General features: G+C 70.9%; 13 protein-coding genes. 7 read left to right on the top strand and 6 right to left on the bottom strand.

What is annotated here, in order from left to right; all coding sequences use genetic code 11:
- Positions 1-2 precede the first annotated feature (2 nt).
- On the top strand, positions 3-1,838 hold the full coding sequence (locus Dfulv_RS10685; protein WP_259862593.1) for a polysaccharide deacetylase family protein: 1,836 nt from the start codon (positions 3-5) through the stop codon (positions 1,836-1,838).
- Between the two features lie 62 nt (positions 1,839-1,900).
- On the opposite strand, the gene Dfulv_RS10680 is transcribed toward Dfulv_RS10685, so the two are convergent.
- Positions 1,901-2,266 carry a hypothetical protein gene (locus tag Dfulv_RS10680; RefSeq protein WP_259862591.1) on the bottom strand — a complete coding sequence of 122 codons (366 nt, stop codon included), beginning with the start codon at positions 2,264-2,266 and terminating at the stop codon, positions 1,901-1,903.
- A 176-nt stretch (positions 2,267-2,442) separates the two neighbouring features.
- Between Dfulv_RS10680 and Dfulv_RS10675 the strand changes: the two genes are divergently transcribed.
- Entirely contained in the window at positions 2,443-3,747 is a 1,305-nt protein-coding gene (locus Dfulv_RS10675) for a glycoside hydrolase family 88 protein (RefSeq protein WP_259862589.1), read from the top strand.
- The gene (locus tag Dfulv_RS10670) at positions 3,744-4,499 is read left to right on the top strand and encodes a 3-ketoacyl-ACP reductase (RefSeq protein WP_259862587.1); all 756 of its coding nucleotides are present in this window, start codon (positions 3,744-3,746) and stop codon (positions 4,497-4,499) included. Before Dfulv_RS10675 ends, Dfulv_RS10670 begins: the two co-directional genes overlap by 4 nt.
- A 14-nt stretch (positions 4,500-4,513) precedes the next feature.
- Here Dfulv_RS10670 and Dfulv_RS10665 read toward each other — a convergent pair whose 3' ends face one another.
- From Dfulv_RS10665 to Dfulv_RS10645, 5 genes are all read right to left on the bottom strand, one after another.
- A complete protein-coding gene (locus tag Dfulv_RS10665) occupies positions 4,514-5,923 on the bottom strand; it encodes an MFS transporter (protein WP_406567957.1) in 1,410 nt (469 codons plus the stop codon).
- A gap of 76 nt (positions 5,924-5,999) precedes the next feature.
- Complete coding sequence (locus Dfulv_RS10660; protein ID WP_259862584.1) at positions 6,000-6,713, bottom strand: ABC transporter permease; 714 nt, start codon at positions 6,711-6,713, stop codon at positions 6,000-6,002.
- Entirely contained in the window at positions 6,713-7,624 is a 912-nt protein-coding gene (locus Dfulv_RS10655; protein ID WP_259862583.1) for an ABC transporter ATP-binding protein, read from the bottom strand. The genes Dfulv_RS10660 and Dfulv_RS10655 overlap by 1 nt, the downstream gene beginning before the upstream one ends.
- Before the next feature lies 1 nt (position 7,625).
- Positions 7,626-8,504: an ABC transporter permease subunit gene (locus tag Dfulv_RS10650; protein WP_259862582.1), complete on the bottom strand. Its 879-nt coding sequence runs from the start codon at positions 8,502-8,504 to the stop codon at positions 7,626-7,628.
- Entirely contained in the window at positions 8,488-9,435 is a 948-nt protein-coding gene (locus tag Dfulv_RS10645; RefSeq protein WP_259862581.1) for an ABC transporter ATP-binding protein, read from the bottom strand. Before Dfulv_RS10645 ends, Dfulv_RS10650 begins: the two co-directional genes overlap by 17 nt.
- Positions 9,436-9,574: 139 nt before the next feature.
- On the opposite strand from Dfulv_RS10645, the gene Dfulv_RS10640 reads away from it, so the two are divergent.
- From Dfulv_RS10640 to Dfulv_RS10625, 4 genes are all read left to right on the top strand, one after another.
- Complete coding sequence (locus Dfulv_RS10640; RefSeq protein WP_259862580.1) at positions 9,575-10,660, top strand: GGDEF domain-containing protein; 1,086 nt, start codon at positions 9,575-9,577, stop codon at positions 10,658-10,660.
- A gap of 860 nt (positions 10,661-11,520) precedes the next feature.
- Positions 11,521-11,775 (top strand): DUF6412 domain-containing protein, encoded by a 255-nt coding sequence (locus Dfulv_RS10635; protein ID WP_259862579.1) that lies wholly within the window; start codon positions 11,521-11,523, stop codon positions 11,773-11,775.
- A 657-nt stretch (positions 11,776-12,432) separates the two neighbouring features.
- Positions 12,433-12,627, top strand: coding sequence for a hypothetical protein (locus tag Dfulv_RS10630; RefSeq protein WP_259862578.1), 195 nt, complete (start codon positions 12,433-12,435; stop codon positions 12,625-12,627).
- 186 nt (positions 12,628-12,813) lie between these two features.
- Positions 12,814-13,398 (top strand): YidC/Oxa1 family membrane protein insertase, encoded by a 585-nt coding sequence (locus tag Dfulv_RS10625; protein ID WP_259862576.1) that lies wholly within the window; start codon positions 12,814-12,816, stop codon positions 13,396-13,398.
- Positions 13,399-13,468: the final 70 nt, after the last annotated feature.

Below are 13,468 nucleotides of genomic sequence, written 5' to 3'. Positions count from 1 at the left end.
AGATGTCGAAACGCTCCCCGCTCCGTCTCGTGGCGACGGCCGTCCTGGCCGGCGCGATCGCCGCCACGGCCCACGCGCTGCCCGGCTCCGCCGCGCCCGGCGCGCGGGACCACCGCTGGGCCGGTACCACCGGCGAGTACGCCACCGCGAGCCAGTCCTCCGTGCCGGCGCCGCCGCGTCCGGCAAAGCTCGTGCCGTCCGAGCGGGTGGTCACCACCGGGCAGCTGAAGCTCCGGGCGGCGGACTCGTGGGGGTCGCTGCTGTCGTCGCTGCGCACGGTCCTGACCGGCCTGGCGGCGGCCAAGCCGGCCACAACGACGACCGCCGCGACGAAGACGTCGACCGGCGCCGGCGCGCCCGGCTCGAACCCGTCGACGAAGACGCTGGTCCTCTACGACAGCACCGGGCCGTACGGGTGGCTCGGCGAGGACTACGGGATGATGGCGACCAACCTCGTCTCCCACTTCGGCGCCTGGACCGCGCACCCGGTCGGCGGGTACACCGCCGGTGAGCTCGCGAAATACTCCGCGGTCGTCTACGTCGGGTCCACCTACGACGAGCCGATCCCGGCGGCGTTCCTCGACGACGTCCTGGCCACCAGCAAACCCGTCGTGTGGATGTACGACAACATCTGGCAGCTCACGGCCCGCTCGGCGGACTTCGCCACGAAGTACGGGTACACCTGGAAGGGCTTCGACGTCTCGTCGGTGGCCCGGGTGAACTACAAGGGCACCGCGCTGACCCGCGACGCGCGCAACGCCGGCGGCATCATGGACTACGCGATCTCCGACGCCACCAAGGCCGTGAGCGTCGGCGAGGCGGTCCGCGCCGACGGCACGAAGTTCCCGTGGGGCGTCAAGTCGGGCAACCTGACGTACCTCGGCGAGATCCCGTTCTCGTACATCACTTCCAACGACCGGTACCTCGCCTTCTCCGACCTGCTGTTCGACGCGCTCGCCCCGCAGACGGCGGCGCGGCACCGGGCGCTGGTCCGCATCGAGGACGTCGGCCCGGACGCCGACCCGGCCGAGCTGCGCGCCATCGCCGACTACCTGTCGAGCCGGAAGGTCCCGTTCACCGTCGCCGTCTACAGCCGGTACCGCGACCCGAAGGGTGTGAACAACAATGGCAAGGCCGAGGACTACACGCTGCGCCAGCGGCCACTGGTGGTCAGCGCCCTGAAGTACATGCAGAGCAAGGGCGGCACCCTGCTCATGCACGGCTACACGCACCAGCTCGACGCGCTGAACAACCCGTACGACGGGGTGAGCGCGAACGACTTCGAGTTCTTCCGGGCCCACGTCGACGCCAACGACGCCGTGATCTACGACGGCCCGGTGAAGAACGACTCGGCGGCCAACGTGACCGCCCGGGTCACCGCCGCCCGTGCCGAGTTCCTCATGGCCGGCCTCAACCAGCCGACCATCTTCGAGCCGCCGCACTACGCGGCCAGCGCGCTGGACTACAAGACGATCAACTCGCTCTTCGGGGTCCGTTACGACCGGGGGTTGTACTTCCCGGGCGTGCTCTCCGGCGGGACCGTGGACAACAGCGTGGCGCACATGGTGGGGCAGTTCTTCCCGTACACCGTCCGCGACGTCTACGGCTCGACGGTCATCCCGGAGAACATCGGCAACATCGAGCCGGAGCCGTTCAACCAGCACCCGGCGGTCCTGCCGGCGGACCTGGTCGCCAACGCCAAGGCCAACCTCGCGGTCCGCGACGGGGTGGCGAGCTTCTTCTACCACCCGTTCCTGGGCACCTCCTACCTGAAGCAGACGGTCGAGGGCATCCAGGGCCTGGGCTACACGTTTGTCGCCGCGTCCGCGATGTCGTAACCGCTGACAGCGTTCGAGGGGCGGATCCGGTACTGCCGGATCCGCCCCTCGGTTTCCCACGATCAAGAGGAGCCGAGCAGCAGGGACGGGATCAGGCGCTCGACCGCATACAGGTCGTAGACCCGGCGGATCTCGCGGATCAGGCCGGAGTCGTCCACGAACAGGAACTCGGCCAGGCGGAACGTCTCGCCACCCAGGGTGCAGTCGTAGACCAGGGACACCCGGCGGTCGATGACCGTGCGGGAGAAGACGGTGACCGAGTCGAGCGCCGCGGCGTAGTCGGTCAGAATCTCGATGAAGTCGCCGTCGGGGTCGAGGTTGGACTCGATCGCCGGGCCCGCGGCGAGCAGGCGGAACAGGTCACTCGTCCGGCTCGCCGTCCAAGCGGCGACCCAGCGCTCGGCGATGTCCTCAACCGCGGTCTCCATCCCGCACATCCTCGCACGCCCACCCGGTCCCTGCGGACCGCCGGGAGGGAGGCGCGAGACACCCACGCCACTCCCGCGGAGGGGGCACGCACCGGAAGGGAGGTGCCGGTGCCGGGTGCCGAGGAGAAGACAGCCGAGGACTCCCAGGAAAGGGCTTTCCTCGGTACCATCCGAGCATGTTGCGCATCGATGACGACCTCACGGCCGGCGGGCTGCGTCCCGCCACCGCGCGGACGTGGGAGCTCTCCGCCGCCAAGATCGACGCTCTCGGGGAGCCGGCGCCGGGTGACGGCTCGCCCGTGTTCACCGTCGACGGGCGGTACACGGCCCGCGGGTGGACCGAGTGGACGCAGGGGTTCCAGGTCGGCTCGGCGCTGCTGCAGTTCGACGCCACGGACGACAAGCACTTCCTCGAGCTGGGCCTGCGCCAGACCCGCTCGCTCATGCCGCCGCACGTCAGCCACATCGGCGTCCACGACCACGGGTTCAACAACGTCAGCACGTACGGCACCCTGCTGCGGCTCATGGCCGAGGGCCGCATCGACGACGAGCAGCGCGACGCCACCGAGCTCGCCCTGAAGGTCAGCGGCGCCGTGCAGGCCGCGCGCTGGCAGCGGACGGAGGACGGGACGGGCTACATCTACTCGTTCAACGGCCCGCAGTCGCTCTTCGTCGACACCATCCGGTCCTGCCGGTCGCTGGCGGTCGCGCACCGGCTCGGCCACGTCCTCATGGGCGAGCACGACGAGCGCATCGACCTGCGCGAGCGGCTGCTGCAGCACGGGCGCAACACCGCCCGGTACAACGTCTACTACGGCCAGGGCCGGGACGCCTACGACGTCCGGGGCCGGACGGCGCACGAGGCGCTGTTCAACGTCAACGACGGCCGGTTCCGCGCACCGAGCACCCAGCAGGGCTACTCGCCGTTCTCGACGTGGACCCGTGGCCTCGCCTGGGCGATGCTCGGCTTCGCCGAACTGCTGGAGTTCGAGGACGAGCCGGTGTTCGCCGAGGCCGCGAAGGCGACGTGCGACTTCTACATCGAGCACTCCCCCGCCGACGGCGTTCCCTACTGGGACACCGGCGCACCCGGCCTGGCCCTCCTCGACGGCCACCGCGACCGCCCGGCCGACCCGTTCAACGAGCACGAGCCGGTCGACTCGAGCGCGGCCGCGATCGCCGCGCAGGGGCTGCTGCGGCTCGGGCACCACCTCGGCGAGCGGCGATACGTCCAGGCCGGGCTCACCGTCGCGCGGACGCTGCTCGCCGAGCCGTACCTCTCGACGGATCCGCGGCACCAGGGGCTCCTGCTGCACTCCGTGTACCACCGCCCGAACGGCTGGGACCAGGTCCACGAGGGGCAGCGCGTCCCGAACGGCGAGTCGAGCATGTGGGGCGACTACCATCTGCGCGAACTCGCGCTGTACCTCGACCGGCTCGACAACGGCCCGTACCACACGTTCTTCGGCGGTGTCGCGTGAGCGCGGCCCTCGTCACCGGCGCCTCCCGCGGCATCGGGCGCGGCATCGCGCTGGCCCTGGCACACGCCGGGTTCGACGTCGTGGTGAACTTCGCGAGCAACCTGGCGGCGGCCGAGGAGGTCGCCGGAGAGGTCGAAAAAGCAGGAGCCAAAGCAGCGTTGGTACGAGCTGATCTCGCCGACGCCGCCGACCGCGCCCGGCTGGTGACGGAGGCGTACAAGGCGTTCGGCACCATCGACCTCCTGGTGAACAACGCGGGGGTCGCGCCGGCGCAGCGGGCCGACATCCTGGAGGCCGGCGAGGAGTCGTTCGACCGCCTGATCGGCATCAACCTCAAGGGGCCGTACTTCCTCACCCAGCAGGTCGCGCTGCGGATGATCGAACAGGGCACGCCGGGCAGGATCGTCACGATCTCGTCGATGTCGGCCTACACCGCGAGCGTCAACCGCGGCGACTACTGCGTGACGAAGGCGGGCCTGTCGATGATGACCAAGCTGTTCGCGGCCCGGCTGGCGGAGCACGGCATCACGGTCTTCGAGGTCCGGCCGGGCATCATCGCGACGGACATGACCGGCCCGGTGAAGGAGAAGTACGACCGGCTGATCCTCGACGAGGGCGTGACCCCGATCCGCCGCTGGGGGCAGCCGGACGACGTCGGCAAGGCGGTGGTCGCGGTCGCGCAGGGCCTGTTCCCGTTCTCGACCGGCCAGGTGATCGACGTCGACGGCGGGTTCCACCTGCGCACGCTCTGACCCGGTCGCCGGCGCTAGGTCGCCGACCTGGATCCGTCCAGGTCGGCGGCGGCCCGGGCGCGCAGCAGGCGGTGGACGGCCTCGATGTCCGCCGGTGCGGTGCGCGACGCCAGCCAGTACATGATCCCGGTGGGAATGAAGAAGGCCTGGAACGCCGCTAGGCCGATGGCCAGGTTCACCGGCGGCGGGAAGCTGCGCGCCAGCGCGGCGAAGACGGCGCCCACCAGGCCGTTGCCGGCGGCGCGGCCGACGCCGTTGACGAGGTTGCCCAAGGAGTAGACCGTGCCGCGGTGCTCGGGCGGATTGACATCGGCGATGAGGGCGAACCAGTTCGGCGAGTTCGCCGACGTCAGGGCCAGGGCGACCAGCGCGCAGAGGAACGCCGCCAGCAGGCCGGGCTCGGTGAACATCGATCCCAGCACCAGCGACAGCGCGTCGCGCTCGGACGACGGCGGGGGCAGGGTCAGCGGCGCGAAGAACAGCAGCACGTAGAGCGGCACGCCGGCGAGGATGCCGATGGCGGCGACCTTCGCCCGGCCACCCGGGTCGCGGCGCTGCCACCGGTCGCCGATCAGGCCGCCGACGATCGACAGGGCACCGCCCAGCTGGAACAGCGTGGCCAGCAGGCCGCCGATCTGGATGGCGGTCTGTTCGTCGTACCCCTGCGCCTCCGCCTTCGCCTGGAAGAGGCGGGGCAGCCAGACCAGCGAGCCGAACGTCACCTGCGCGGTGAGGCCCTGCAGCACCAGCCAGACGTTGGTCCGCCGGGCGGCGATGCGGGGCAGGTCGGCGCGGGAGATGCGGTGCTCGTAGTCCTCGCCCGCGGCGAACACGGCGGCGAGGTCGGGCTCGCTCTGCCCGCGGCGGATGTCGGCGGTCGTGAAGTACGCGATCGAGGCGAGCACGCCGAGGCCGGCGAGCACGTAGAACGGCGTCCGCCAGTCGGCGCCGCCGAGCTGGCTGGCGACCAGCACCCCGACGAGCGTGCCGACGCCCTGCGACAGGCCCCACAGGCTCATCACCAGGCCGCGGCGGCGCGGCGAGATCAGGTCGCTGACCACGGAGAACCCGACGGAGCCGACCGCGCCGAGCCCGACCGCGGCGAGCACTTGCGCGGCGAAGAACGCCCAGTAGCCGCCGGCGAACACCGTGCCCGCGGTGCCGGCGGCCCAGATCAGGGTGCCGATCATGAGGACCGGCTTGCGGTCGGTGTGGTCCCCGACGTAGGCCCAGACGACCGCGGCGACGGCGGTGACGAGGTAGCTGATCGCCGTGACGACCCCGAGCGCGCCCTCGCCGACCCCGAGTGCCCGGCTGATCGGCGAGTACAGCGGCGGGACGAGGCTGATGGCCACATTGTCCAGCGAGGCAAGGACGATGAACACCACGACGCTGTACACCCGGTGCGCGCTCACGCGCCTCATCCGATCACGCCCCCTTCCCCCGCCCCGCCTCCTCCCCGCCTAAGCCGCGCGATCTTGGGGCGGGGAGGGGGGTGGATCAGCCCGTTTCGCCGGCGACGGAGAAGGAGCGCAGGCGTTGCACCGCGTACACGGTGGCGGCGACCGTGAAGACGCCGGCCATCACGAAGCTCACCGGCACCGACACCCGGCCCTGCAGGACGTCGGACGGGGCCAGCCAGTCGACGATCGACACGACGTACTGCTGGATGCTCAGCTTCTGCGTGCCTGACAGGATGTTGCCGAGCAGCCCCTCCCAGAGCACGACGTAGACCAGCCCGAGCAGCACCGGCCGGCGGGTCACGACGCTGATCATGACGAACAGCGCCGAGTAGGCCAGGGCGCCCACCACCGCGCCGACCAGGAGTGCGAACGCGAGGGGCCACGAGTTGGCGATCACGCCGGCGACGAAGAGCGGAGCGCCGGCGAACAGGCCGGTCACCCCGGCGGCCACGGCCAGCTTCGTGAAGATGATCTCCGAGCGGGGCAGCGGCTTGGCCAGGATGTGGGTGAGCGTGCCGTCGTCGATCTCCGAGCCGAGCACGCCGGTGCCGACGATGAGCGCGATGACCGGCAGCACGGCGGTGAAGCCGAGCCCGACGATGATCGGCTCGCCCCACTCCTCCGGCGTGGCGCCGGACGCGCGGGCGACCAGTGCGAGGCCGATCAGGATCAGCGGCAGCGGCACGAGCAGCCAGATCCGGCGCCGGCCGAGCAGGCCGCGGGCGGTGATCCGGGCGATCGTCGCGTTCATCAGGCACCCACCAGGTAGGAGAAGACGCTTTCCAGGGACTCGTCGGCGGGCAGCAGCTGACGCACCCGCACGCCCTCCTTCAGCGCGATCCGGGGCAGTGCCCGGGTGAACGTGCCGTAGTCGGAGGCGCGGACCTGCAGCCCGGCGGGCTCGACCTCGACGCCCGTGACCGAGGGCTGCCCGATGAGCGCGACCGCGAGCCGGCGGTCGTCGCTGGAGCGGATGGTGAAGACGTGCGGCCGGTTCGTCATCAGCCGCCGGATGGTGCGGAAGTCACCCGAGGCGGCGAGCCGGCCCGCCACCATCACCTGGACGGTGCCGGAGACCTGCTCGACCTCCTCCAGGATGTGCGAGGAGAACAGCACGGTGCGGCCGTCGTCGCCCATCTTGTGCAGCAGGTCCATCATGTGGAAGCGCTGCCGCGGGTCCATGCCGTTGAACGGCTCGTCGAGCAGCAGCACACCCGGGTCGTGGACCAGGGCGGCGGCCACGCGGGTCCGCTGGCGCATGCCCTTGCTGTACGTGTCGATCCTGCGGTCCTGCGCCGGCTCCATCTCCACCAGGGCGAGGGCCCGGCGGGCCGCCTCCTCGGGGTGGGGCAGCCGGTGCAGACGGGCGCTGGCGAGGACGAACTCCTTGCCGCTGAGGAACCCGTGCACCGACTCGCGCTCGCTGACCAGGCCGAGGGTCTTGTAGACGTCAGGGTTGCGCCAGGCGGGCGCCCCGCCGACGGTCAGCTCGCCCTTCGACGGGGCGAGGAACCCGGACATCATGTGCAGCAGCGTGGTCTTGCCTGCGCCGTTGGGCCCGAGCAGGCCGGTCACGCCGGGGCCGAGCGTCATCGACACGTCGTTGACGGCGACCACGTTGCCGTACCACCGCGAAACATGCTTCAGGTCGACGGTGCCCATGTCAGGCGGCCACCTTCCGGTAACGGGCCAGCAGCAGCGTGATGGCCAGGGCGAGGAGCGCGACGGCGCCGAGGCCGTAGACCGGGCCGAAGTCGCCGATCGGCATCCGGTTGTTGCCGTCGGCGCCGAACAGCCACTGCTCGAAGCCGTTCAGCAGCGTCATCGGGTTGGCGATGAAGGCCAGCTCGCTCAGCGTCGAGTTGCCGAGCGCTTCGCCGAGCACGACGAGAATGCCGACGACCGGGGTGGTGATGACAAAAACACCGACGATGAACGCGGCGGCGAACGCGCGCCGGCCGGTCGTCGAGGCCACCACCAGTGCGATCGCGGCCAGGACCAGGGCCCTGATCAGCGCGCCGGCGAGGCCCGGCCCCATGTCGCCGAGCTCGTCCATGGCGCCCGAGAAGCCGTCGGTGCGGGTGAAGATCGCGCCGATGTAGATCAGCAGCTGCGGCACGCCCAGCAGGAGCAGGACGGCGGTCGCCAGCGCGGCGTACTTCGCCAGGGCGTAGTCGGTGCGCGCGAGCGGCCGTGAGAAGTACAGCGGCAGCGTGCGGTCGCGCAGGTCGCGTGAGACAAGCTCGGGCGCGACGATCGCCAGGAACAGCATGATCGGGAACGACAGGCCGCTGGCGAAGCCGCGGTAGGTGATCAGGGGCTGGCCGCTGATCGACCGGACGGCGATCTCGACGACGGCCACGCCGAGGACGATGCCGATGACCAGCCAGGGGAAGATCTTCGCCTTGGCGCCCCGGCCGATGCCGAACGCGGTGCGCAGGCTGTGCTCGTAGAGGGAGCGGTTGGCATACCACCGGCCGAGACGCGGTCCCCGGTACCGCTGGTAGCCGATGTCATGGATGACGCTAGTTTGCGACGCCACGGCTGACCTCCTGGGGTGCTGGGCTGGTGACCGCGGGGCTCTGGAACAGTTCGGCGACCCGGTGCCGGCGCTGGTCGAGGCGGTGCAGCGGCAGGTCCAGCTCGGCGACGGCGATCAGGATCTGGTCGTACACGTCCTCGTTCTCCAGCGGCACGGTGAGCGCCGCGCCGTCGCGGGTGGCCGGGATGCCGAGCTCGGCCAGGCGCGCGGTGAGCTGGTCGACGCCCTCGCTGACCTCGACGGTCAGCACGTCGCGGCTGGTCGTCATGTCGGACACCGTCGCCGAGCGCAGCAGCCGCCCGCCGTCGATGGCGATGAGCGAGTCGCAGATCCGCTCGACCTCGCCGAGCAGGTGGGAGCAGACCACGATCGAGATGCCGAACTCGGTCCCGATGCGGTGGACCAGCTCGAGCATCGCGTCGCGGCCGGCCGGGTCCAGGCCGTTGGTCGGCTCGTCGAGCAGGAGCAGGTCCGGGTCGTGTGCGAGGGCCTGGGCCAGCTTGACCCGCTGCTTCATGCCGGTCGAGTAGCCGCCGATCTGCCGATACCGCTCCTCGTAGAGCCCGACGTGACGCAGCGCCTCGGAGGCGCGCTCGCGGGCCGCGTTGGCGGGCAGCCCGCTCATGCGCCCGAGGTGCGTCACGAACTCGGCGGCCGACACCTCGGTCGGCAGGCAGTCGTGCTCCGGCATGTACCCGACCCGGGCACGTACCTCCTCGGAGTGCGTCGTCGGGTCGAGCCCGAGCACCCGCAGCTCGCCGCCGGACGGCTGGAGCAGACCCAGCATGATCTTGATAAAGGTCGACTTGCCGGCGCCGTTGGCACCGACGAGCCCGATGATCCCCGGCTCCACGGCCAGGGTCAGTTCTGACAGGGCGGTGACGCCACCCCCGTAGCGCTTCGTCAGCGCACGCGTCTCGATGAGTGCCACGCCGCCGACATTACGGACCGTGCACGGTGCCGTGCCATCCGGATCGCACCTGAAAGGCACCACTTAGGGGTTCAACCTGTGAATTCCCTCAGGTTCGGCGATCCGCTCAGGTCAGGGTCGCCGTAGCCGACAGTGCGACGTGAGTGTCGACATCGACGAGGCGTTGCTGCAGATGCGCCGCAACCTGGAGTGGACCGGAATCATCTGCCGGTCCGTCTCCGTGCTGTGGATCATCTCAGCGTACGTGCTGCTACCGACACCCGCAGCCGCCCTGGCCTCCGGCACGGCCTGGCTGACGGCGACGGCCCTGGCCCTGCCCGAGGTCGCCATCAACGGTTTCGCCGTCTACGCGCTGCGCAATGTGGCAGATCGCCGGTACCCCCGGATGAGTGCGGCACTCGTCGCCGTCGACACCGCCACGATCATCGCGACGGTCGTCGTCACCACCCGGGACCCGGAAGTCGACCTGTGGCCGCTGTTCATCATCCCGATCATCGTCGCCGCCTACCGCCACCAACTGGCCGGCGCGCTGCTGGCGTTCGCCGCCACAGCCGGCGCCTGCCTGATGCTGTACTTCCAGGGCCCGCTCCTCGCCGGCCGGGCGACGGGTGACGAGCTGGTGGTGATCGCCCCTGCCCTGCTCCTCATGGTGGCCCTGATGACCGGCCTGCTGTCCCGCGCACACCACACCCACCTGCGCCAGCTGGCCACGGCCCGGACGACACTGCGCCAGCAGGCGCTCTACGATCCGCTGACCGGTCTGGGCAACCGCAACCTGCTGCATGAGCACTCCCGCACGACACTGTCGCCCGGCACCCTGGTGTCGGTGCTGGTGCTGGATCTGGACGGCTTCAAGTCGGTGAACGACACGCTGGGCCACGCGGCGGGCGACGAGCTGCTGCGCGTGGTGGCCGGCCGCCTGCGCACCCAGGCGCGCGAGGGTGACCTGGTGGCCCGCCTGGGCGGCGACGAGTTCACGGTGATGCTGCACGACACGGACACCCGGACGGCGAGGGAGATCGCCGAGCGTCTCCGCCGGGCGGTGATGGCCCCGATCCTGCTGGAGGGTGAGCAGGTGAGCATCGACGCCAGCATCGGCGTGGCGACGGCGGTGGACGACAGCCTGGACAACCTCCTGCGCGCGGCGGACGCTGACATGTACCGTGTGAAGTCCGCCCACCACATCCTGCGCTCGTCTCCTGAGCCGCTGCGCGAGGCAGCCTGACAGCAGGCCGCAGTACGGCACTCTTCCCCGGGAAAGTGGCCGCTCGGGAGTGTGGTCCCACGACGCGACGGCTGGGAGCGCGGGGCGTCCGACGGGCGCGGACCGGCAACGCAGGCGAGCCACGGGAACGTGGCACAAGCCCGCGGACGAGCACAGCCAAGCCAGCCCTAGCAAGCCGACCCGAGCCAGCCCGAGCCGAGCCTGAGCAGGCCGAGCCGAGCGAGCCGAGCCTGAGCGAGCCGAGCGGACGAACTGGCCGCCGGTCGACAGCTGGGCGAGCCAGCCGTCGGGCGAGCCAGCCGTCGGGCGGGCCAGCCGTCGGGCGGGCCAGCCGTCGGGCGGGCCAGCCGTCGGGCGGGACGCCAGGCGGGCCGGCTCGCGCGGGCGGAAACGCGAGCGGACGGAAGCGGGGATGAGTTTCAGCCTGTGGCGACCCATGAGCGGTTGCCAGATCCCGCAGCGTTTCATGATCACGGAGCTTTTGCCGGCCTGGGAGCCTGTCGCGCAATTCGGATCCCTCGCGCGTCAACCCCGACAAACCGCGCTGATCTTGGAGTTGTGGTCCTTGACAAATCCGGACAAATTCGGAGGTTCATGGCGCCACAACTCCAAGATCGGCGCGTAGTTGGGCCGCCAACGCTGTCCCAGCGAATTACGCAACAGGCTCCCTGGCCCGCAAAGCTCCGTGATCATGGATCCCACTGAGCAGCTCGGCGCAAAACGGGCATTACGGCGGACGGAGCGGGGCGAGGTAGCGACCCGTTCATGATCCAGGGAAACCTCGTGCTGCCCCGACGACACGAAGTTTCCCTGGATCATGGTCTGAGGGTGGGTTGCGCTGGGCGCGTAGAATTTTCGGCATGTCGTGGTCGATGACCACCCTCCTGGCCGCGTGGGGCGCAGTCTCCACGCCGGCTGACATCGTCGCGGTCGCCACCGCCATCATCGCCGGCCTCGCCATCGTCCTCGCGGCCCGGCTCATCGGCGATCTTCCGGCCACCTCCTCGCGCGGGCGGCTTGTGCCGGCCCGGGTCCGCGCCGAGCGCGCCCGGTCCATCCGCGTCACCGATCCCGATGCAGCGGGACGTCCGCGGCCCCGCGCGCCCGGCGTCTGACCCTTCACGCCGCTCGCCGCGCACTACGAGCCGGTCGCTGCACCTCAGGCTGGTCGCACTACAAGTCGGCCGCCGCGCCTCGGGCTGGTTGCAGCCAGCAGCACAAGCCAGGTTGCCGCACGGCACGCCGACCCGGTCAACGCGCCAGCCAGTGACGTAGCCGAGCCGGTCAACGCGGGCCACGTCGGTGCGCAGCCAGTGACGCAGCCGACCCGGTCAACGCGCCAGCCGGTGACACGGCCGAGCCCGTCAGCGGGGCCGAGCGAATCAGCGCGCCGGCCAGTGACACAGCAGGTCGGCCAGCGTGCCAGCCGGTTGCGCAGCTGGGCTCGTTGACACGGGGCCAAGCCGGTCGCCCCATGCCAACCGGTGACGCAGCCGAGCCTGTCAACGCGCCAGCCGGTGACACGGCCGAGCCGGTCAGCGGGGCCGCGCGAATCAGCGCGCCAGCCAGTGACGCAGCAGGTCGGCCAGCTTGCCAGCCGGTGACGCGGCCGAGCCGGCCAGCGCGGGCCGAGTCAGCGCGCGAAGCCCGGCCGGTTCACGCGGACCGAGCCGGTTGCCGCATGCCAGCCGGTGACGCAGCCGAGCCGGCCAGCGCGGGCCGAGTCGGTGCGCGAAGCCGGGCCGGTTCACGCGGACCGAGCCGGTTGCCGCATGCCAGCCGGTGACGCGGCCGAGCCGGTCAGCTGGCGCGGCCCGAACTGGTCGCCCGCTGCCGGACCGGTCGCCGCACCCGGACCGGTCGCCGCCGTCGAACTTGTCGCCGCAGCCAAGCCGGTCGCTGCGCAGTACGAGGCGGTCGCTGTGCGAGGTGGGCGGCTCGCGCTGATCGACCTGCACGTGGGCTGACCTGCGCACACAGCTGCGCCGACCGGCGCTGGCCGTGCGGACTCGTCGACCGCGCATGGCCGCGCCGGGCGCCGGGTCCACCTGCCGTCCGGTCGGACGACGCAACCCCGAGACGACGCAACTCCCAGACGACGCGACTTCCAGACGACGCAACCCCGAAGGGGCTTCCGAACCATGGTGCACGCCGTGCTCGAAGGGCTTGCCGCCCTGCTCCACTCCATGCCCGCCGCCGTGATCGTCGCCACCGTCCTGCTCCGCGCGGCCATGTTGCCGCTCAGTGTCCGTGCCTATCGGGCCGAGCGGGTCCGCAGCCGGCTCGCGCCGCAGCTTGCCGCGCTCCGCGAAAAGTATGCCGCCGAACCGGCGGTCCTCGCCGAGAAGACCACCGCTCTGCTGCGGGCCGAAGGGTCCGGGCCGTTCGCCGGGCTGCTGCCCGGTCTCGCCCAGGCGCCGTTCATCTGGATGTTGTACCGCCAGTTCACCGCACCCGGCATGCACGGGCGCACGCTCCTCGGAGCAGACCTCACCGTCCGGCTCGTCGAGCATCCTGCCGTCCTCGCCGGGTGGCTCGTCGTAGCGGCGCTCGTCGGCATCGCACTGGTGAACGTCCGGCAGCTCCCGGCCGAGGCGCCGGCGCTGGCGCGGGTGCTGCCGTTCGGCACGGTCGCCTTCGCGCCATTCGCGCCGCTCGCCGCCGGGCTGTACCTGGTCACGTCCGGATTGTGGACCACCGTCGAACGCTGGTGGTTCCGCCGGCCCCGCGATCGGTGACCCAGCGGTAATTAGGGCAGGCTTTGGTCGTACAACTCGAAAGTTTTTTAGTTTTGTGTAAAAGTTCGGT

Source organism: Dactylosporangium fulvum, assembly GCF_025137375.1.
Taxonomy (GTDB): Bacteria; Actinomycetota; Actinomycetes; order Mycobacteriales; family Micromonosporaceae; genus Dactylosporangium; species Dactylosporangium fulvum.
This window is presented reverse-complemented; position numbering and strand designations above follow the sequence as displayed.